Genomic DNA, 20,009 nt, shown 5'->3' on the forward strand with positions numbered 1-20,009 from the left:
GTCCAGATAATTATTTTATCTTAGGAGGAGATACACATGAAAGCAATCATTTGCCAAAAGCCAGATGACTTACAAATCATTGAAACAGAAAAGCCTGAGTTAAGAAGCGGAGAGGCATTAATTACTATAAAGCGGATTGGCATATGCGGCACAGATATACACGCATATAAAGGAAACCAGCCATTTTTTACCTACCCGCGAATTTTAGGACATGAATTATCAGGAGTAATTGAAGAAGTCGAAGAAAATGATAGGGGATTCCATACAGGAGATCAAGTTGCGATTATTCCATACATGCATTGCGGAAAATGCATTGCCTGCAAAACAGGAAAAACGAATTGCTGTACAGAACTTCATGTTATTGGGGTTCATAAGAATGGCGGCATGTGTGAAACATTAGCTGTACCTGTCAGCCATTTAATTAAAACCGATGATATATCACTAGATGAAGCAGCCATGCTAGAGCCGATGTCGATCGGTGCCCATGCTGTTCGCCGTTCATCCTTAAAGGAAGGTGATAAGGTTTTAGTCATCGGTGCAGGACCGATTGGCCTTGGAGTTATGGCTTTCGCAAAATACCGTGGAGCACATGTCATCGCAATGGATATTAATGAAGAAAGGCTTGCGTTTTGCCGAAGTTGGGCAAATGTTGATGAAACAGTCAATGCAAAAAATGATCCTATTAATCAGTTATCAGAAATAACGGATGGAGATTTCCCTAGTTTTGTTTTTGATGCTACAGGAAACATGCAATCGATGAATCAAGCTTTTCAATACGCAGCACATGGAGGCACATTAGTATTTGTCGGCTTGGTAAAGGGCGATATTACCTTCCATGATCCGGATTTTCATAAAAAAGAGCTGACACTAATGGCGAGTCGAAATGCAATAAAAGAGGATTTTAATAATGTAATGGAAGCCGTAAAAGCGAAAAAAATTCATTTAGAAGCTTTGATTACACACCGATGCTCTTTTAACGAGGTGACTGAACAGTTTGCGGAGTGGCTTTTACCGCAGTCAAATGTGATTAAGGCGATTATTGAACGAGAATAAAGTTGGGGAGTAGAAACTGTAAAAGGGTGATAGAAAGCTTCTAAAGGACAAAACCAGGGAAAAGGACCATAGAAATCTTAAAGGAAAAAACTTGGAAGTGAGGGGAAAATACGTTATGAAGATCGATGCACATCACCATTTTTGGATTTATAATGAAACGGAATATGGCTGGATTAACGATGACATGTCAAAATTAAAACAAGATTTTTTGCCAGAAGATCTTAACGTATTATTAAAAACCATTCATTTTGACGGTACAGTTGCTGTTCAAGCAAGACAAAGCTTAGAGGAAACAAGCTGGCTTTTGGAATTAGCACAGAAACACGACTTTATCAAAGGGGTCGTTGGTTGGGTTGACTTATGCTCGCCTAATATAAGCGAACAATTGAAGCAATTTGCGGAAAATCCTTATTTTAAAGGAGTTCGCCATATCATACATGATGAACCAGATGAACGATTTATGCTAAGGGAAGATTTTCAAAGAGGCATCAGTATGTTACATGACTTTGGTCTTACATATGATCTGTTACTCTTTCCAAAGCATCTTCCTTATGCCCGCCAGCTTGTTGAAACATTTCCGAATCAACCTTTTGTGTTAGATCATATCGGTAAACCGGATATAAAAAATGAAGTATTGTCGCCATGGCAAGAAGATATAACGAAGCTGTCGGATTACAAAAACGTCTATGTAAAAGTATCAGGGATGGTAACAGAAGCAGATTGGAAGAATTGGAGAAAAGCAGATTTTAAGGCTTATCTCGATATTGTATTTGAAGCATTCGGGCCTGAGAGAATCATGATTGGATCAGATTGGCCGGTTTGTACGGTCAGTGGTCATTATGAATCAGTTTTGGAGATTGTTCTTGATTATGTAAAACAATATGCACCTGAGTCCGAACATCGTATTTTAGGAGAGAACTGTGCCAGATTTTATTCCATTAAAGAATAAAAACCAAATAAGTGAAAGAAGCAGGTATTTCATGAATAGATGTAAAATTAATTTACTTAGAAATGAAATACAATATTAAGAGGAGAATAAATATGAAAACGAGGAAGATTTTACTGATTGGCGATAGTATTACAGATTGCGGCAGACGAGAAGACCAAGAGGGATTAGGAAATGGGTATGTAAGACTTATCCATGATTATTTAATCACAACCTACCCTTCTGCTAACTATCAAATTGTTAATACAGGTATAGGCGGAAACAGAGTCACGGACTTGGCTGCAAGATGGCAAACAGACGTTATTGACCACCAACCTGATTATGTTTCCATTTCAATAGGAATAAATGATGTTTGGAGACAACTTGATCGTCCTGAAATTGAGCAAGTACTTCCTGAAAAGTTCTCTAGCGTGTACAAAGAACTTTTAACAATAGTAAAAGAAGAAACAAATGCACACATTCTTTTAATGGAACCAACGATTATTGCTGAGGATGTTAACTCAACAGGAAATAAACTGTTAAAGGACTATGTGGAAATTGTCCATCAACTTGCTAAAGCATTTGAGGCGACACTCATTCCAACTCATAAAGCATTTATCGAGTATTTACAATCTGAAAGTACATATAAACTTACAACAGACGGTGTTCATATGAATTCAGCTGGGAATATGCTAATGGCAACTACGTGGCTTCGAACTGTTGAAGAGCTTTTAAAATAAGTAAAAAATTAGTGGCTGACTTAAATGAAGAGTCAGCCGCTTTTTTTGCGTTTTTATAAGAAAATGGTCGGAAATTGTTTCCAAAAAATTCAAAAAAACATAAAACATTTTTTTATATCATGCCGTCTAATTAATTGTATCGACAACTTAGGGGGGAACAGCATTGATTAAAAAATGTTTTTTACTTTTTTTAATGGCCATTCTTATGTTTTTTAGTATTGGAAAGATCTCTTCCAGCTCTGCAGCAGGCAACAAATTTATTATCATCAATAAGGCAACTAATCAGCTTGCTTATTATGAAAATAATCAGCTAAAAAAAGTATTTAAGGTAGGAACGGGAAGAAGTCAATCTTTAACACCAGAGGGAAAATTTAAAATCGTCAACAAGATTAAAAATAGACCCTATTACACAGGGGGGATTCCAGGCGGGGATCCGCGTAATCCACTTGGCAACAGATGGCTTGGAATAAATGCCAGAGGCACATGGGGTACCACTTATGCAATTCACGGAAACAATAATCCAAGCTCAATTGGCGGTTATGTGAGCAGCGGCTGTGTACGAATGTATGATAATGAGGTGGAATGGCTGTACAATCAAGTACCTGTTAATACGCCAGTTATTATTGTTACTTCTGGAAAATCCTTTGATTCGATAGCCGTTTCTTACGGATACAAGGTTACTGAAGGTTCAGTTCCAGTTACGGCAAATGGGTCCATTCTGAAAAAAGGGGACAGAGGGCCATCTGTTGCAGACCTGCAAAGAAAGCTTACGGCATTAGGTTTTAACACAAAAGGGATCGATGGAATATTTGGTTCAAATACAGACAAAGCAGTTCGCCAATTTCAAAGAGCACGACATCTAGTAGTAGATGGGATTGCCGGTCCTGCAACGAGAAAAGCGCTAGGTGGCACAACAGTGACGAAGCCAACATCGCCTTCTTCTTCAGCGGGTTCAGACTTATTCAAGAGCGGCAGTTTAAAAAGAGGGGATAGAGGCGCCGCTGTAAAGGAGTTGCAACGTATTCTTACTGCTAAAGGGTATAATACAAAAGGCGTCGATGGAATATTTGGAGCAAACACAGAACGAGCAGTGCATCAATTTCAAAAGGCGCACGGTCTTGTAGCAGATGGCATAGTTGGAACGGTTACTAAAAAAGAATTAAGAAAATAAACGAAAAACCTATAGGCTGCCAGGAAACCTGGCAGTCTTTCCTTTTTTTGAAGAAGACATATAGGGCTTGTTTTACTGTTGTGTAAAGCGGGAATAAGGCATGAGATAAAAGAAAAATGTAAGAACAGGGGAGGAGAACCATGGAAAATCTACAGACAAATAACACCTTAAACGGAAGTGCTCCTGATTTGTCTTATACCGTCTTATTGATGATTGATGTCATCAATGATATGAATTTTGATGGCGGGAAAGAATTAGTAAAAAACGCATTACCAATGGCAAAGAAATTACTAATCTTGAAGGAAAGAGTAAAGAAAATGGGGATACCTGTTATTTATATTAATGATAATTATGGGAAATGGACCTCTGAAAGAGCACAAATTGTGAGTACCTCATTACGTAATGAAAGCATTGGAAAGGAAGTTGCCGAGTTACTTAAACCGGAAAAAGACGATTATTTTGTTATAAAGCCAAAGCACTCCGGCTTTTTTTCAACAACATTGGAAACGCTTCTTGCATCTTTAAAAGCACAGAGATTAATTCTCACTGGCTTACAGACAGATATTTGTGTCCTGTTTACGGCAAATGATGCGTATATGCGAAACTACCAAATTTATGTACCTGAAGATTGTGTTGCTTCTGAGAAAATAGATGATCATACCTACGCTTTAGAAAAAATGAAGAGGCTCTTGCATGCTGATACCACACCATCAACGAAACTAGATTTGAAAAAGTTGATCCATTCCTCTCCCTCAGATCTGCATCTGCAAAGACATTAATTTTATTGTTTAGTAGATTTGTCAAGGGTTGGTTGAGATACCTATTTTAAAATATTTAAAAAAAGAGGTTTTAACATAGAACAAGACGGTTATATTTTCTATATGTTCGAGAGGACAAGCTTTTTATCATTACAAAAATAATCAAGGAGGAATTAATAATGGCAAAAGATAATGATCGAAAAATGACGTTAGAAGAAGCAGGTCGTAAAGGTGGAGAAGCTACTTCAAAAAATCATGATAAGGAATTTTATCAAGAGATTGGCAGAAAAGGTGGGGAAGCCACTTCAAAAAATCATGATAAGGAATTCTATCAAGAGATAGGACAAAAGGGCGGAGAAGCCACATCTGAAAATCATGACAAGGAATTCTATCAAGAGATAGGACAAAAGGGCGGAGAAGCCACATCCGAAAATCATGACAAGGAATTCTATCAAGAGATCGGGAAAAAAGGTGGAGAGGCTACATCCGAAAATCATGATAAAGAGTTTTACCAAGAAATTGGTGAAAAGGGTGGAAAATCACGTGCGAAACAACGTGATAACAAATAATTGCTTTTCAAATCTTTGACTTTCTAGTTATCTCCTATTAAAAGGTTGAAAAACCTTTTCTTATAAAAAATAGCTATTGCGGCTGTCTCAATTTGCCTCTAAAGTAAACCATAATATAAGGGATTTCATATGGTCCTTTATAGTTTGTGTTTAAGGAAACTGAGACAGCCGCATTATGTTTTTACATACTCATCTTCTTACGATACTCCGATGGTGTCATCGAGGTCAGCTTCTTAAATGTTCGAAAGAAATGGGGCATACTCGTAAATCCACATTGTTCTGCAACTATTGAAATCTTTTCATTACCACTATTAAGAAGGTCCTTTGCTAATAAAATCCGTTTCATAGCAATATAATCAGTCACATTAATGCCAATCAGCTGTTTAAAGACACGGCTAAAATGAGCAGCTGAAACGGAAAACCGTGTTGAGAGTGAATTTAAATCTAAATTCGAGTTTAAATGTTGATCAATATAAATTAATGCTGCTTTAAACCATTCGGGACCGAAAGAGGAGACTTGGTTAGTAACTCTTCTTTTCCAGGTAAGGCAATGTCGATTTAGATGAAGCAATGTCACATGCAACCATAAAAGGATGGCATTCACTTGGTCCGGGTTTTCTGTCTCCACTTCATTCATAAGCGTATCGATATATTCTTTTAATTGAAGGAGATGGTTTGATTCTAATGAGTATTTATAATTCTTCTCTTTCTTTGATTCCTCAAAAATCTTCAAATATAAAAAACTCTTTCCAAAAATAGAATGATTTAGTAGGGCGGGACTAAAGAAAATAGCAGTTGATGTGAGGGAATGACCCTTATCTGGTATGCCACGGTGGATCGTATTACTTGGAATAATGATCAGGTCATCTTTCTGTAAATCATAAAACGTTTGATCAATGAAAAATGTCCCTTTTCCTTCATGAATCATCACAATTTCTAACCATTCATGAGTATGCTCAGGCAGTTCATGCTGAAGTCCTTTCGTTTGTTTATAAACCATTTGGAAAGGAAATGATTTTTCAGATTCAAATTGTTTTCGAATTGGCATCATTTTTAACGAACACCTCACTCATACTCTTATTTCTATAATATATCAAAATTTGATACAAAGAAGTCAATTTTGGCAATTTTTATAACAATATACTGCTGATAGACTGATAAATAAGGAATAACTTTCGATTGAAAGGAAGAAAAAGATATGGATGTGAAATCATTTGCTGAAGGAATCTCATGTATTGTGATGAATCGAAATGATAGCGTTGTCACATTGCTGCGCCCGGTCAGTAAAGGTGAGGTACTATCATTTCAAATCGAAGACCGTATATGTACATTAACAGCTAAACAAGATGTAGCCTTCGGTCATAAACTAGCTCTAAAAAGAATAGAAATTGGGGAAACAATCCTTAAATATGGAGAGTCAATTGGCGTTGCTGCAGCAGTCATTGAAGAAGGAGAGCATGTTCATGTACATAACCTAATCGGTGTTCGCGGCCGCGGAGATCAATCATTTCATGAAAAAGGAGAGTTGAAAATATGACCATGATCAAAGGATATCGCAGACCAGATGGGAAAGTAGGGATCCGTAATCATCTGCTGCTAATGCCGACAGTGATCTGTGCCAATCAAGTCGTAACTCGCATCCAACAGCAGGTCCCAGGATCGGTAGCGATTCCGCATCAGCATGGCTGCAGCCAGGTAGGTGAGGATAAAGAAAGGACACATAAGGTTCTTGTTGGGATGGGAAAAAATCCGAATGTTGGTGCCGTTTTAATTGTAAGCCTTGGCTGTGAGGTTATGAATGCTGAGCAAATTAGAGATGAAATTGCTGAGACGGGAAAGCCGGTGATATGGATTGATATTCAAGACGAGGGAGGTTCTGTCAATACTATAAAAAAAGGAACAGAATTGGCAAAAGAACTTTCAGTAAAAATAGCAAAAATTCCACATGAAGATATTTCTCTTTCAGAGCTAATTGTTGGAGTAAAATGCGGCGGATCTGATGCCACATCGGGGTTATGCAGCAATCCTGCCTTAGGAGTGACATCGGATCTGATTATTAAACAGGGCGGAAGCATCGTCATGGGGGAAACAACTGAAATTATCGGTGCGGAACATCTTTTAGCTGAAAAAGCGGTAAATGAAGAGGTGAAGAAAAAGCTATATGATTCAATTGCTAAATTTGAAGCCGAAATCGAACGTATGGGGGTTGATATGAGGGGCGGAAATCCTAGTCCTGGAAATATTGAAGGAGGATTATCAAGTATTGAGGAGAAATCATTAGGATGTATAAGTAAAGCTGGTACAGCTCCATTACAAGGTGTCATTGATTTTGCCAGCGAGGTGCCAAGCAAAGGTTTCTATTTTATGGACTCGCCAGGAAATGATATTGAATGTGTCACAGGGATGGCAGCGGGCGGCATTCAGCTTGTATGCTTTACAACCGGCAGAGGGACACCGACTGGGAATCCGATTGTTCCGGTTATCAAGATTTCCGGGAACGAAGTAATGGCGAAGCGAATGGCAGACAATATTGATGTTGATACAAGTCCTGTTTTACAAGGGAAGGAAACGCTTCATCAAGCCGGGGAAAGGATATTTGACGAAATTGTCAGCGTAGCATCTGGGCAACTAACAAAAGCAGAGATTTTAGGTCATCAAGAATTTAGTATCAGCAGAATTGGCATCAGTTTGTAGGGAAGGAGTGGAATAAAATTGAAGCGCTTACTAAATAAGATTTCTTTAGTTACAGGAGGTAACCGTGGCATCGGAGAGGCGATCGTCATGAGATTGGCTGAAGAAGGAGCAGATGTAGCTATCAATTATTACACTGATAGTCTAAGAGAACAGGCAATAGCAGTTCAGAAAAAGGTAGAAGAGCTTGGCAGGAAAGCCATGGTGATAAAAGCCGATGTTGGCAAGAAGCAGGATGTAGAAGCTATGATCATTGCTGTAGAGGAGCAGCTTGGCGAAATTGAAATCCTGGTTAATAACGCTGGAATTGCCCCTTTTGAGCCGTTTATGCAAGTAACAGAAGAAACATGGGACCGTACATTCAATACAAATGTAAAAGGGATATTCCTTACATCTCAATTAGCTGCCAAACGGATGATTCCTAAGCGCAATGGGAAAATCATTAACATATTATCAACTGCCAGCCTAATGGTAACAAGTCCAGTCATACCGCATTATCAAGCATCGAAAGCAGCCGGTCATATGCTAACAAAGGGGATGGCGATCGAGCTAGGGAAATATAACATCAATGTAAATGCAGTGGGACCAAGCACGATTGATACAGATATGTGTACCGATTTTCTTGCTGACCCGGAAATCCGCCGACAAGAAATTGAAGCAAACCCGATGAAACGGTTGGGAACAGCAAAGCAAATCGGAGATGCAGTCGTGTTTTTAGCTTCAGATGAAGCGGAACAAATTAATGGCCATTTATTAATGGTTGACGGCGGCTTAACAGTTAAAGCGGCACAGCCAGATGATCATTTGGAGCATTAACCTACGAAGGAGGGGATAAAAGAATATGAGATTGATAGATAAAGTGATCCTGATTACAGGTGCCGGATCAGGTATTGGTAAATGTACAGCTTTACTTTTTGCAAAAGAAGGAGCATCTGTTATTGTTAATGATTTAAATGCTGAGAGCGGCAAAGAAACGGTAGCCGAAATCCAAGAAGCAAATGGCGATGCCTATTTCATTCAAGCCGATGTTACAGATGCAAGCTCTGTTAAAGTAATGGTCGACGAAGTACTAACCAAATATGGACGTATTGATGTATTGTTTAATAATGCTGGGATTAGTGGAGTCGGCAAGCTTCATGAAGTAGATTTAGATGCGTGGAACAAAACAATCAATGTAAACATCAATGGCGTCATGCTGCCAAGCAAATTTGTACTCCCGCATATGATGGAACAAAAGAAAGGTTCCATTATTAATATGTCTTCATGCATTGCCGAAATGGGACTAGCTGACCGTGCATCCTATTCAACCACAAAAGGTGCGATATTAGCCTTAACGAAATCAATGCAGGTTGACTATGCTGCTTACAATATTCGTGTAAACGCGATCTTACCAGGAACCATCTTAACTCCTTTTGTAGAAAATTATTTAAAGCAATCTTATGAAAATCCGGAAGAAGCAATCGAAAAGATTAAGACCCGTCAATTAAGCGGTGATTTAGGCAGACCTGAGGATGTGGCTTATGCAGCTCTTTTCCTAGCATCAGATGAATCAAGGTTTATGATGGGCTCTCCGCTTTATATTGATGGCGGTGTTGTATTTGGCAAGGATGCATAAATAAATAGTGTTATTTTTTGAAAATGTTTTTGCCCGAATACAAGAAAGGTTTTCAAAAGTTGTTTCGGCTCTTGAGGTCAGAGGACAGATTAGAAGCAATTGGTGACTTCCAATTGCCTGATTTAAAAGACACACAGATTATCGTAATAAAATGAGGAGGAAATTTCTATGAAACTCGTAACGTTAATAAAAGAAGGTAAGGAAGCATTAGGTGTAAAAATTCAGAAAGGAATCATCGACGTTGAAGCAGCCTTAAGTGAAAAACCAAATGATCAAATTCAACCAAATGTGATGGAAATTATTGCAGGCGGTCAGGAAGCTGTTTCTCAATTAGAAGATTATATTTCTACTCTTTCAGTATCGAATGATGCTGCATATCTAAAAAATGAAGAAGAAATTCAATGGGGACCATGTGTCACACAACCGAATAAAATCATTTGTGTCGGATTAAACTATCGCAAGCATGCGGATGAAACAAATGCTCCATATCCGGAAGTGCCGATTTTATTTAATAAATTTAATAATACATTAACTGGCCATAAAAGAGAAATTGCTGTTCCAAAAGTAACCGAACAATTAGATTACGAAGTAGAGTTGGGTGTCGTTATTGGAAAAAAAGCAAAATATGTAAGCAAAGATGAAGCATTGGATTATATATTCGGCTATTGCACAGTCAATGACCTATCAGCACGTGACTTACAATTAAGAACACCTCAATGGCTGCTTGGCAAGACCTGTGATGATTTCAGTCCGATGGGGCCATATCTCGTAACAGCGGATGAAGTGGGGGATCCTAACAACCTTCAATTAAAAACGTATGTAAATGGTGAAGTCCGCCAAGATTCAAATACGTCAGATATGATCTTTTACGTAGATGAAATTGTTAGTTACATATCACAGCATATGACACTTACACCAGGGGATGTGATCTTAACAGGTACCCCAGAAGGCGTTGTTTTAGGTTACCCTGTTGAAAAGCAAGTATATATACAGCCTGGAGACGAAGTCACAGTTGAAATTGAAAAATTAGGTATATTAACCAATACATTTGTACAAGAAAAATAATAGAAGAAACTAAAGCAATTGGCCGATATATTTGAAAAGATTTCGCTGATTGAATGATTAAATCAATTAGATATGCTTTTCATCTAAGATGAATAACAACCCTTTTTTAAAAAGAATCATAATTTTTAAGAGGGACTGATATAAGTGAAGCATAATCAAGCTGAAATAAAGACAGAAATTCACGGGTACCTGAATAGAATTGGTTATGATGGTTCTGTAGATCCCAGCTCAGCAGTACTTGAAAGTTTGCAGGAATGCCATGTTCATACCGTACCGTATGAGAATTTTGATATATTGGAAAAAATACCATTATCATTAGAAATTCAAGATTTATATGACAAAATTGTTATTCGCAGACGGGGTGGATATTGCTTTGAATTAAATGCTTTGTTTGGTTGGTTATTAAAAGAGCTAGGCTACCAAGTCATTGATTGCTTTGCCAGATTTTGGCGTGATGAACCAAATCCTCCGCCAATGCGGAGACATCATGTATTACTTGTTGAGGCAGAAGGGGAGAGGTATCTATGTGACGTTGGTGTAGGTGGTGTTGCTCCGAGAAGGCCAATTAAAATGATAGAGAATTTGGTGCAGGGACAAGGCAGCGAGTTTTATAAACTAAAGCGGGATTCCACATATGGCTGGATTCTTTGTGAGCAAAGGCAGGGAAAATGGAATTGGCTCTATTCTTTTTCTGAAGAACCTCAGCTGGCAATTGATTTTATCACAACCTCATATTGGTGTGAGAATGCTCCTGAATCGATCTTTACCCAAGCTGCAATGGCAGCAATTCGAACAAATGAGGGAAGGAATACGATAGCTGGAAATGAATTTCGCATTTTTACAGAAGATGATGTTCGTACATTCACCCCGAATACGAAAAAAGAATATGCAGAAGCGTTACGTGATTATTTTGGAATCGTATTAAATAATATGGAAAAGATTAATTAACATAATGAAAAATAATATGAGAACAAAAGCGCAAGCGCCTTGGTCATCGCCGTACAAACTGGAGGAGCATTGACTGAGATAAAGGAAACACGGTAAGCGAAGCGAACCGCTGTTGACTTATCGTAGGGAGATGATCTGAAGTTTGATAGGCGATAGGCGCTGGCAGTCAAAAACGCGACGTCCTGTCGCACTGACTGCACTTGCACATCCTGTGCTTCGGAGCTGGATGTCGCAGTGCTTATCCACAGTTCAATGAAATTTATAATTTCCTGAAACGATAAAGAAAAGCAGATCTTGCCGCGATAAGGTAAGATCCTTTTTAGGAGTCGAGAGGTGCAATCCTAAATCCTCTTTACTCTTTAATTTTAGCACTAGCTTTGTCAACCAGGACGATATTAATACGATTCCCATATAAAGCCGTACCTCTCTGGTACCTTGTAACCTGTTATAAGTTCAAAGATAAGAGCATTATCCCCCAAAAGAGGATATAATCTAAGGGTAGGGTGATATTTGAAGGCCAACGCATAATTGACCGGACAATCACTACGCAATTTTCTTGAGAGATTAAAAGGAGGCAATGAAACGTGAAAATCGACACGAAGCCTACTATTTATTGGTCATTGCTCAATCATAAACATTGGAACATCTATCTTGCGGCAACAGAGAAAGGATTGTGCTACGTAGGCTCACAAAATATGCCGAAGGACGAATTAATTGCATGGACAGATAAACGATTCCCAGGAAGCCTTGTGATAGAAGATCAGGAGAAGCTTAAGCCTTATGCAAAGGAGCTCATTGAGTATTTTGAAGGGGAACGAACGAGCTTTGCAATCTCTTTTGATTATCATAGAACAGATTTTCAAATGGCTGTGTGGAATGCCCTTAGTGAGATTCCATTTGGAGAAACCAGAGTCTATTCAGAGATTGCACAGGCAATTAATAAACCAGCTGCTGTTCGTGCAGTGGGAGCTGCAATTGGAGCGAATCCAGTGTTAATCACTATTCCCTGCCATCGAGTTGTTGGGAAAAATGGCAAGCTTACCGGTTATCGCGGCGGATTGGAAATGAAGACAATGCTTCTGGAGCTTGAAAACCAACGATGAAACATGAACTTTTCTATAAAAATCCGAAAACGCTTCTTAATAAAGGGACGGGCTTTCTTGCTGGTTATACTCATTCATTAAATCCGTATACAGGCTGTTCGTTTGCTTGTTCGTATTGCTATGTGCGGCAAATGCCTGTATCGCTATTTAGAGAAGGTGAATGGGGAAAGTGGGTTGACGTCAAAAAGGGTGCTGCCCGCATACTAAAGAAGGAGCTGCAAAGAGCGAAAGAAAAAGGAAAGGTTACAATTTTTATGTCATCAAGCACAGATCCCTATCAGCCAATCGAACATAAGGAAAAAGTAACACGTTCTTTACTGGAAGTTATGGCAGAGGATCAGCCGGATTTCTTGCTAGTGCAGACAAGAAGTCCGCTTGTTCGCAGGGATATCGATTTGCTTCAAGCCTTAAAGGAGAAAGTCCGGGTAAGTATGACTATTGAAACCGATTCCGAAACGATCCGAAGGAAGTTTACTCCTGATGCTCCTCCAATTGCTGCTAGATTAAAAACATTAGAGTTATTAAGAGGGGCAAGGATACCGACACAAGCAGCCATTGCCCCAGTTCTGCCAAGTAGTGAAGCTTTTCCTGAAACGTTAAAGTCTGTTGTTAATCGAGTCTGTATTGATGATTATTTTATGGGAGATGGCAGCGGCGGAAAGCGCACAAAAAGGCTTGGAATTCAAGCGATTTATGAGACACTAGCCTTAGAAGAATGGTATGGTCCTATTGCATATAAAAAAGTATATGATAGGCTAGCGCGTGTATTCCCAGAAGATCAATTATATGTAAGTCAGCGAGGATTTGAGCCGTAAAAGGAAAGGAAAAAGTGAACAAAATGAGCAGTAAAACGAATGCAATGAGAATTCTAGATGGGAAAAAAATAAAATACGATATTTTAACCTATGATGCACAAGATGGGTTAATACATGGAACGGCTGTCGCAGAAAAAATAAATAGAGCAATGGAAACGGTTTTTAAAACCTTAGTGGCTCATAGAGAAAAAAACCTCTACATCTTTGTTATTCCTGTAGCTGAGGAGCTTGATTTAAAAAAAGCTGCCAAAGCCGCAGGTGAAAAAAAGCTTGAAATGCTTCCAGTAAAGGAACTACAAAAATGGACGGGATATATTCGCGGCGGTTGTTCGCCTATCGGCATGAAAAAAAACTATCCGACATTTATTGATAGCAGTGCAAGCCAGGTAGATAAACTGATTGTAAGTGCAGGAAAGATAGGGATGCAAATCGAAATTGAACCTGAGCTTCTTGTCGATTGTGTAGGTGCAAAAATTGTAGAATTAACAAAATAATATCATGAAAAAAAGTTAATTCTCCTAATTATCAATATAAAAGAGGAAAAATGAGATCAGCTTGAATCAGATTCAAGCCGTCTCATAAACTCCTCTGCAGCACTGTATCCCTGCTGTTTTAGAAGCCAATTATTTGCAGCCGCTTCAATTAATCCCGCTACATCACGTCCTGGCTGGAGTTGAATTTCAATATGAGGAATTTGCACCCCCATATATTCTGTGAATTTTGGTTCGTGTTCTAATTCATTATTAAGCGAATTTTTTTGCCATTTTGTCAGTTCTATATCGAGTGCGATCCTTGTTTCATCCTGAAAAGCTTTTCTTCCATATAAACGGACCACATTCAACAAACCAATACTGCGCAGTGCAAGAAATTCTTTTGTTTTCCCATCATGGGTACCGAGTATGGTTCTTGGACTGAGCTTTTTCAACACGACAATATCATCTGCAATCAGCCTGTGACCTCTTCCTATCAAAGTGTGTGCCGTTTCGCTTTTCCCTACGCCAGATTTTCCTCGAAGTAAGATGCCAATTCCATATACATTGACACATACTCCGTGAATGGCGATTTCTGGGGCAAGTGTTTTGACCATATAAGCATCAAGCCTTGAAATAAACTCAGAAGTCGTTTGAGGCTCATTTGTGCATAACAAAGGAATTCTCTCTTCTTTACAGTATTGAGTTAAATACGTTAGCCCTTCTTGCCCGGCAGTCACGATAAAACATGGTGGGTGGTATTTGACGATATTTCCTATTCGCAGCTGACGTTCTTCAATGCTTAACTTATGTAAATAGGTAATTTCTTTTCTGCCAAGAATTTGAACCCGTTCAGTTGGAAAAAAGTCAAAGTGACCGACGAATTCCAAACCCGGACGATGTGACCGTGATTGTGTAATTGGTTGTTGGAGTTTATCTTCTCCAGCTAATACTTTTAATGAAAACGTTTTAACTAAATTTTCAACTGTTAATAATTTCACCTTTATGGAACTCTCCCTCGTTAATAACTTTCTAATTTTTACAAAAACATGGAAAAGGAGGATTTTATTTCGTTTAGATAGAATCTTTCATAAACTACGGAAAAATTTGATAGTATAATCGTACTTTAACATCTGTATGATTTCTAGTAAATATCTTCCTTTGCATAAAAATTGAACAATTTTATCGTAAATAATTGGAGGCAAGAAAATGGAAGCAGCGGTTGAAAAAATATTTTCGAATAAAATGATAGAAATAGCCGGAAATTTTTTTGGAATCAATTCTAATCGTTTTAAAAAACTAGGTGAAGCAGAGAATTATGTATTTGAGGTTTATCGGGATGAGACACCTTATATTTTAAGAATGACACATCAATCACATCGACCAAAAGAACAGGTACTTGCTGAGTTAAAGTGGATCGAATACTTACAAAACAATGGAATAAAGATTCCTAGAGTGATTGCTTCACGTGAAAATAATTTAGTTGAAATTGTAAAGGGGCTTGATGGGACAAACTTTTATTGTTGTTTGTTTGAAAAAGCTCCAGGTGTTCAGATAAAAATAAAGGATGAACAAGTAAACGAAGAGTTATTTTTTGCATGGGGAAAAACAATAGGAAAGCTGCATCAGAAAACAAAAAGCTATAAGCCAAACTCCGAATATAAGAGGCTTGATTGGTATGAAGAAGAATTATTACATGTAAAACAGTATCATATCGATGCTCCGGAACAGGTTGTTCGCCAACAGGAATTCATCCTAAAGCAAGTGCATGCCCTTCCTGTTCATCAGGATAATTTTGGTTTGATCCATTCTGATATTCATCACGGAAATTTTCATTATTATGAAGGAAAGATCTATGTTTTTGATTTTGATGATTGTTCATATCATTGGTTTGCTAGTGATTTGGCGATACCTTTGTATTATTTGATCTGGGGTTTAGAACGTGAAGGTGAAAAAGACCTTAAAGAATTTGCTGCGAGCTTTATGAGGGCTTTTCTAAAAGGGTATGAGACAGAAAATCAACTAACACTCCATGATTATGAAACAATCCCGCTATTTTTAAAATTAAGGGATTTAACTTTATATAGCTTCTTTTATAAAAAATTCGATTTGAAAAGTGCAGATAAACAATTAATCGAAACCGTTCAACACATCGAACAGAGAATAATTGAAAATCGTGCTATTATTGATTTGGACTTGAAGATACTTCTAAAGGAAATATAATAGAGTTAAGGAAAAGGAATAAAATCTAATAATGGCTGGCATTAAACCTTATAATGGTTTTGCCAGCCTTTTATTATGGGATGTTCTTTATTTTCGCTTCCATTCATCTTCAGTTACCTTCTGGTAATCGAGATCATGGTGAAGTTCGGCTGCAGGAATTTTCGATGTAGGAATCTGTCCTTTTGCTATCGGGTTAGCTATATATTCAAAATGGCCTGTTCCGTCTGGAGCACTTCCAGTTGCCCAAAGGCCTTCACTAGAGGCTTCACCCTCTGATAAATCCCAGAATTTATATGCTTCTTCCTGAGCTTCTTTTTCCGCCTCTGGTGGAAACGAAGCTGGAACAACAACACCGTTTTTATTTTCAAGCTCCTCAATGGCTGCCAGCCACTGATATTGATGGTATCGGTCCCGTGCCAGCATTTTACGGAAAGTTGCTCGTACACCCTCATCATTGGTCATGTGGTATAACCTTGCTACTTGAAGTCTACCTTGTGATTCTGCATGAAGATTTGAACGCATATCTGCTAATAAATTTCCGCTTGCTACGATATACGAGCCATTCCATGGAACACCAGTTGAGCTGGTAGGCAATCCGCCTAGCCCGCTAACAAGCATGTGCTGGGGATTTATTCCTCCCATAATAGAAGCTGTTACAGGATCCTTTGCTGCTTCTGCTTGATCCTCAGGAGATGCACTATCTAGCAATTGAGAAATTAGGGAACAGAGCATTTCCACATGGCCAATTTCTTCTGTACCAATATCCATGAGCATATCCTTATATTTTTCTTCCCCGCGGCAGTTAAACCCTTGGAAAAGATATTGCATCATAACAGTCATTTCTCCAAACTGTCCCCCTAATACTTCTTGTACTTGACGGGCAAGCATGGGATCTGGGCGCTCAACCTTAACTTCAAACTGCAATTCTTTTTGATGTCGAAACAAACGAATCTCCTCCTATGAATTTGAATTTATAGATATTTTCAACTTCGATCTTCTATTACCCTTATTGGTTGCTATCAAACAAATTAGAAGAATTTAAGGAGAAAGAACTAATAGGAAGCAATAAAAAATGAAGGAAATTAGTATGGCGTATAGGCTGATCATTTTGGCATTTTTTTTATTATTTCATTGAAACAAAAGGAGTTCATAAAAATAAAGGAGAATGGTAAGAGTGATACTTGAATAATGAAGGTGGGAATTAAATTTGCAAAACTTCGAATATGATATTGTGGAGCTGCCTGCATATCGGGGAGTGGGATTAAAGTGGAGCGGTTCGTATACAGAAATTGGATCTTTAAAAAATCTCATAACAAGCATGAGTACTAGAGTTGGAGAATTAGATTATGCTATCAATCCAGACGTTCAATTAGGACTATCCTATCATCTAAGACCTGATGGCTTTGTGCATTATTCAGCTTATGAGGTTAGTGAAGATCAACAACTTCCTGATGGCATGACAGAAATATATATACCGAAAATGACTTACTTCTTAACACATCACAAAAAGGATCAAGATATCGGTCAAACCTATCAAAGTATTTCTCAATGGTTTAAAGAAAGTAACTATGAACCATTCGTAGAGCCAGGTATAACATATTATGATCCGTTACCGATAAAACATGAAAGATACCCGAAAGACCATGATTCAAAGCAGCCGCATTTGGATATCTTCATTCCTATTATAACGAGATAAATATTTTGATAAAATATAGTAAGTATAAGCATTTATTCTTTGCTTCGATATCCGCCAGAAGCAAGAGGCGTCCGAGTATGTAAACGGCCAGCGTCTAGCTTGTCAGGAATGGAAGTCAACGAAATTCCTGACAAGCCGCATTGCATCTGGCAATTAAAGGGTTCATTAGGTTTTCAAGACATACTACACACTTTACTCCAGTGTTTTATGATGAAAAAGCTTCCGATATTCAGTCGGTGTCATTCCTTCTTGTTCAAGGAAGCGTTTATTAAAATAGCTAATACTTGGATACCCCGCCTTTAAAGCAATATCCTTTATCGTCATTTCCTTATTGTCCAACAGCCATTGCTTGCTCATCTGAAGCCGGCATAACGTAATAAAAGCCATCGGTGTCATTTGCGTAGCCCGTTTAAATAAACGGCAGAAATAATAAGTACTCACACCTGCTTGCTCTGCCCAATAATCTAATTCAAATGGCTCGCAAGCCTTTCTTTGCATTAATGGAAGCAGAGGCTGAATCCGATCATCGAGCTCTTGTCTTCGATCAGAAGTTCTTGGCACCACGTTTGTAATGAATTCCATCAAAAACGTATAGGTAAGAGTGGACAAGCGAGACAGATGGAGAAAACTATTTTTCTCTGCTTCTAAAAGTAGTTTCTCGTGGGCATCTTCTACCGGTTTTATATGCTTCACATTCCAAAGTGAATAACAATGAAAACCTTTCTCCGATAAAAACTGATTAAGGATACTCCCATAAAAATGAACCCAGCGAATATTCCATGGATCATTCTTGCTGCTATAGTATCGCTGTTCTTGCATTGGGAAGTACAAAAAAGCGTCCCCCCGTTTTAATACATATTGCTTTCCATCGGCTTCCACAAACCCCGTTCCTGATAGAACAAAATGGATACTAAAATTATTCAATGTACCTACCTTACGATCGACATCATGCTCAGGTGCATCATAGTACCAGCCGATTGATTCAGGAAGAATCATATATTCATGGTCATTTAATGTAGGCAGTAAATATTGTCTATGCAAAGCGATCACTCTTTCATAGCAAAATTGTTTCATATATAGAGCAATAAGATTTTATTTTTATTTTAATCTTAGTCTTATATAATGACAATATAGTATTAACTAAGACTAAAAAGGAGAGGAACGGAATGAAAAAGATTCGTTGGGGGATCATGGGTTCAGCAAGTATTGCTAAGCGGGCCGTTATCCCTGGAATTCAACAGTCTGAAACAGGAGAAGTTTCTGCGATTGCTAGTCGCGGACTAGAAAAAGCACAACAAACTGCAGAAGAATTGAAGATACCAACAGCCTATGGAAGTTATGAAGAGTTACTTGCTGATCCAAATATTGATGGCGTTTACATTCCGCTGCCAAACCACTTACATAAAGAATGGACAATTCGTGCAGCTGAAGCAGGAAAACATGTATTATGTGAAAAACCATTAGCGATCAATGCTAGTGAAGCTGACGAAATGGTTGCAGCATGTGAAAAAGCGGGCGTTGTTTTTGCAGAAGCATTTATGTACCGTTATCACCCTCGTTATATGATGATTCAAGAAGTAATCCAATCAGGAGAAATTGGAGAGCTCCGCGGCATCCACGGAACCTTTACCTTTAACAATGCAAAAGCTAAAGGAAATGTTCGCTATAAACAAGAATGGGGCGGTGGCTCGCTGTATGATGTAGGGGTTTATCCAATTAGTGCAGCACGGATGCTGCTTGGCCAGGAACCTCAAGCTGCCACTGTCCACGCCTTTTTTTCTGAAGAACATGATCATGTAGATATGATGGCATCCGGCATCCTTGAGTTCGACAATGGCGTCGCTCTTACATTTGATTGCGGGATGTGGGCAGCCTTTAGAAATACGCTTGAAATTCTTGGTACAGAAGGCCGTATCGAGGTTCCTTCAGCATTTGTTGTTAATCAAGATCAATCAGACAACTTTTATGTTATATCAAAAGACGGAAAGAGAGAGGTTGAAGTTCCTCGTTTGAATCAATATTCCTTACAAGCAGATGCATTAGGGAAAAGCATTTTGACTGGTGAGCCTCTTCCTTTTCCAGCAACAGATGCCATTTCGAATATGAAGGTTCTTGATGCATGTTTAACATCGGCAAAAGAACGCCGTCGTGTTGAAATCTAATAATC

22 protein-coding genes are annotated in these 20,009 nt (G+C 38.4%); 18 read left to right on the plus strand and 4 right to left on the minus strand.

Features of this window, described 5'->3' with window-relative positions:
* Positions 1-36 precede the first annotated feature (36 nt).
* From ACSVDH_RS08355 to gsiB, 6 genes are all read left to right on the plus strand, one after another.
* Positions 37-1,053 (plus strand): zinc-binding alcohol dehydrogenase family protein, encoded by a 1,017-nt coding sequence (locus ACSVDH_RS08355; protein ID WP_439252279.1) that lies wholly within the window; start codon positions 37-39, stop codon positions 1,051-1,053.
* 115 nt (positions 1,054-1,168) lie between these two features.
* Entirely contained in the window at positions 1,169-2,002 is an 834-nt protein-coding gene (locus ACSVDH_RS08360) for an amidohydrolase family protein (protein ID WP_439252280.1), read from the plus strand.
* Between the two features lie 92 nt (positions 2,003-2,094).
* Positions 2,095-2,718 (plus strand): SGNH/GDSL hydrolase family protein, encoded by a 624-nt coding sequence (locus ACSVDH_RS08365; protein ID WP_439252281.1) that lies wholly within the window; start codon positions 2,095-2,097, stop codon positions 2,716-2,718.
* A 163-nt stretch (positions 2,719-2,881) separates the two neighbouring features.
* Positions 2,882-3,889, plus strand: coding sequence for a L,D-transpeptidase family protein (locus tag ACSVDH_RS08370; RefSeq protein ID WP_439252282.1), 1,008 nt, complete (start codon positions 2,882-2,884; stop codon positions 3,887-3,889).
* 140 nt (positions 3,890-4,029) lie between these two features.
* Positions 4,030-4,668: a cysteine hydrolase family protein gene (locus ACSVDH_RS08375; protein ID WP_439252283.1), complete on the plus strand. Its 639-nt coding sequence runs from the start codon at positions 4,030-4,032 to the stop codon at positions 4,666-4,668.
* A 158-nt stretch (positions 4,669-4,826) separates the two neighbouring features.
* On the plus strand, positions 4,827-5,216 hold the full coding sequence (gene gsiB, locus ACSVDH_RS08380) for a glucose starvation-inducible protein GsiB (RefSeq protein WP_439252284.1): 390 nt from the start codon (positions 4,827-4,829) through the stop codon (positions 5,214-5,216).
* 181 nt (positions 5,217-5,397) lie between these two features.
* On the opposite strand, the gene ACSVDH_RS08385 is transcribed toward gsiB, so the two are convergent.
* Positions 5,398-6,267: an AraC family transcriptional regulator gene (locus ACSVDH_RS08385; RefSeq protein ID WP_439252285.1), complete on the minus strand. Its 870-nt coding sequence runs from the start codon at positions 6,265-6,267 to the stop codon at positions 5,398-5,400.
* 147 nt (positions 6,268-6,414) lie between these two features.
* Here ACSVDH_RS08385 and ACSVDH_RS08390 point away from each other — a divergent pair, with 147 nt between their 5' ends.
* From ACSVDH_RS08390 to ybaK, 9 genes are all read left to right on the plus strand, one after another.
* Positions 6,415-6,753 carry a UxaA family hydrolase gene (locus ACSVDH_RS08390; protein ID WP_439252286.1) on the plus strand — a complete coding sequence of 113 codons (339 nt, stop codon included), beginning with the start codon at positions 6,415-6,417 and terminating at the stop codon, positions 6,751-6,753.
* Positions 6,750-7,910, plus strand: a complete 1,161-nt coding sequence (locus tag ACSVDH_RS08395) for a UxaA family hydrolase (RefSeq protein WP_439252287.1) — start codon at positions 6,750-6,752, stop codon at positions 7,908-7,910. Before ACSVDH_RS08390 ends, ACSVDH_RS08395 begins: the two co-directional genes overlap by 4 nt.
* Positions 7,911-7,928: 18 nt before the next feature.
* Positions 7,929-8,723, plus strand: coding sequence for an SDR family NAD(P)-dependent oxidoreductase (locus ACSVDH_RS08400; protein WP_299089623.1), 795 nt, complete (start codon positions 7,929-7,931; stop codon positions 8,721-8,723).
* Between the two features lie 25 nt (positions 8,724-8,748).
* The gene (locus tag ACSVDH_RS08405) at positions 8,749-9,522 is read left to right on the plus strand and encodes an SDR family NAD(P)-dependent oxidoreductase (protein ID WP_439252288.1); all 774 of its coding nucleotides are present in this window, start codon (positions 8,749-8,751) and stop codon (positions 9,520-9,522) included.
* 168 nt (positions 9,523-9,690) lie between these two features.
* Positions 9,691-10,587, plus strand: a complete 897-nt coding sequence (locus ACSVDH_RS08410) for a fumarylacetoacetate hydrolase family protein (protein WP_439252289.1) — start codon at positions 9,691-9,693, stop codon at positions 10,585-10,587.
* 144 nt (positions 10,588-10,731) lie between these two features.
* On the plus strand, positions 10,732-11,535 hold the full coding sequence (locus ACSVDH_RS08415; protein ID WP_439252290.1) for an arylamine N-acetyltransferase family protein: 804 nt from the start codon (positions 10,732-10,734) through the stop codon (positions 11,533-11,535).
* A gap of 584 nt (positions 11,536-12,119) precedes the next feature.
* On the plus strand, positions 12,120-12,638 hold the full coding sequence (locus ACSVDH_RS08420; RefSeq protein ID WP_439252291.1) for a methylated-DNA--[protein]-cysteine S-methyltransferase: 519 nt from the start codon (positions 12,120-12,122) through the stop codon (positions 12,636-12,638).
* Positions 12,635-13,453, plus strand: coding sequence for an SPL family radical SAM protein (locus tag ACSVDH_RS08425; protein ID WP_439252292.1), 819 nt, complete (start codon positions 12,635-12,637; stop codon positions 13,451-13,453). The genes ACSVDH_RS08420 and ACSVDH_RS08425 overlap by 4 nt, the downstream gene beginning before the upstream one ends.
* Positions 13,454-13,476: 23 nt before the next feature.
* Positions 13,477-13,947, plus strand: coding sequence for a Cys-tRNA(Pro) deacylase (gene ybaK / locus ACSVDH_RS08430; protein ID WP_299089630.1), 471 nt, complete (start codon positions 13,477-13,479; stop codon positions 13,945-13,947).
* A gap of 56 nt (positions 13,948-14,003) precedes the next feature.
* Here ybaK and hprK read toward each other — a convergent pair whose 3' ends face one another.
* Positions 14,004-14,924: an HPr(Ser) kinase/phosphatase gene (gene hprK, locus ACSVDH_RS08435; RefSeq protein WP_299089631.1), complete on the minus strand. Its 921-nt coding sequence runs from the start codon at positions 14,922-14,924 to the stop codon at positions 14,004-14,006.
* Positions 14,925-15,132: 208 nt separating this feature from the next.
* On the opposite strand from hprK, the gene ACSVDH_RS08440 reads away from it, so the two are divergent.
* On the plus strand, positions 15,133-16,146 hold the full coding sequence (locus ACSVDH_RS08440; RefSeq protein WP_439252293.1) for a phosphotransferase enzyme family protein: 1,014 nt from the start codon (positions 15,133-15,135) through the stop codon (positions 16,144-16,146).
* Between the two features lie 87 nt (positions 16,147-16,233).
* Here ACSVDH_RS08440 and ACSVDH_RS08445 read toward each other — a convergent pair whose 3' ends face one another.
* Positions 16,234-17,091: a manganese catalase gene (locus ACSVDH_RS08445; RefSeq protein ID WP_439252294.1), complete on the minus strand. Its 858-nt coding sequence runs from the start codon at positions 17,089-17,091 to the stop codon at positions 16,234-16,236.
* Between the two features lie 262 nt (positions 17,092-17,353).
* Between ACSVDH_RS08445 and ACSVDH_RS08450 the strand changes: the two genes are divergently transcribed.
* Complete coding sequence (locus ACSVDH_RS08450) at positions 17,354-17,842, plus strand: GyrI-like domain-containing protein (protein ID WP_439252295.1); 489 nt, start codon at positions 17,354-17,356, stop codon at positions 17,840-17,842.
* Between the two features lie 192 nt (positions 17,843-18,034).
* Here the strand turns inward: ACSVDH_RS08450 and ACSVDH_RS08455 are convergent, their stop codons facing one another.
* Positions 18,035-18,883, minus strand: a complete 849-nt coding sequence (locus ACSVDH_RS08455; RefSeq protein WP_439252296.1) for an AraC family transcriptional regulator — start codon at positions 18,881-18,883, stop codon at positions 18,035-18,037.
* A 125-nt stretch (positions 18,884-19,008) separates the two neighbouring features.
* Here ACSVDH_RS08455 and ACSVDH_RS08460 point away from each other — a divergent pair, with 125 nt between their 5' ends.
* Entirely contained in the window at positions 19,009-20,004 is a 996-nt protein-coding gene (locus ACSVDH_RS08460; protein ID WP_299089636.1) for a Gfo/Idh/MocA family protein, read from the plus strand.
* The last annotated feature ends 5 nt before the right edge of the window (positions 20,005-20,009 follow it).

It is taken from the genome of Metabacillus sp. Hm71 (genome assembly GCF_051842955.2).
Taxonomy (GTDB): Bacteria; Bacillota; Bacilli; order Bacillales; family Bacillaceae; genus Metabacillus.

Coding starts and splice junctions, on each gene's coding strand:
- ACSVDH_RS08405 (WP_439252288.1), top strand. CDS start 8,749: ATGAGATTGATAGATAAAGTGATCCTGATTACAGGTGCCGGATCAGGT.
- ACSVDH_RS08390 (WP_439252286.1), top strand. CDS start 6,415: ATGGATGTGAAATCATTTGCTGAAGGAATCTCATGTATTGTGATGAAT.
- ACSVDH_RS08395 (WP_439252287.1), top strand. CDS start 6,750: ATGACCATGATCAAAGGATATCGCAGACCAGATGGGAAAGTAGGGATC.
- ACSVDH_RS08385 (WP_439252285.1), bottom strand. CDS start 6,267: ATGATGCCAATTCGAAAACAATTTGAATCTGAAAAATCATTTCCTTTC.
- ACSVDH_RS08410 (WP_439252289.1), top strand. CDS start 9,691: ATGAAACTCGTAACGTTAATAAAAGAAGGTAAGGAAGCATTAGGTGTA.
- ACSVDH_RS08355 (WP_439252279.1), top strand. CDS start 37: ATGAAAGCAATCATTTGCCAAAAGCCAGATGACTTACAAATCATTGAA.
- gsiB (WP_439252284.1), top strand. CDS start 4,827: ATGGCAAAAGATAATGATCGAAAAATGACGTTAGAAGAAGCAGGTCGT.
- ybaK (WP_299089630.1), top strand. CDS start 13,477: ATGAGCAGTAAAACGAATGCAATGAGAATTCTAGATGGGAAAAAAATA.
- ACSVDH_RS08375 (WP_439252283.1), top strand. CDS start 4,030: ATGGAAAATCTACAGACAAATAACACCTTAAACGGAAGTGCTCCTGAT.
- ACSVDH_RS08365 (WP_439252281.1), top strand. CDS start 2,095: ATGAAAACGAGGAAGATTTTACTGATTGGCGATAGTATTACAGATTGC.
- ACSVDH_RS08460 (WP_299089636.1), top strand. CDS start 19,009: ATGAAAAAGATTCGTTGGGGGATCATGGGTTCAGCAAGTATTGCTAAG.
- ACSVDH_RS08440 (WP_439252293.1), top strand. CDS start 15,133: ATGGAAGCAGCGGTTGAAAAAATATTTTCGAATAAAATGATAGAAATA.
- ACSVDH_RS08425 (WP_439252292.1), top strand. CDS start 12,635: ATGAAACATGAACTTTTCTATAAAAATCCGAAAACGCTTCTTAATAAA.
- ACSVDH_RS08360 (WP_439252280.1), top strand. CDS start 1,169: ATGAAGATCGATGCACATCACCATTTTTGGATTTATAATGAAACGGAA.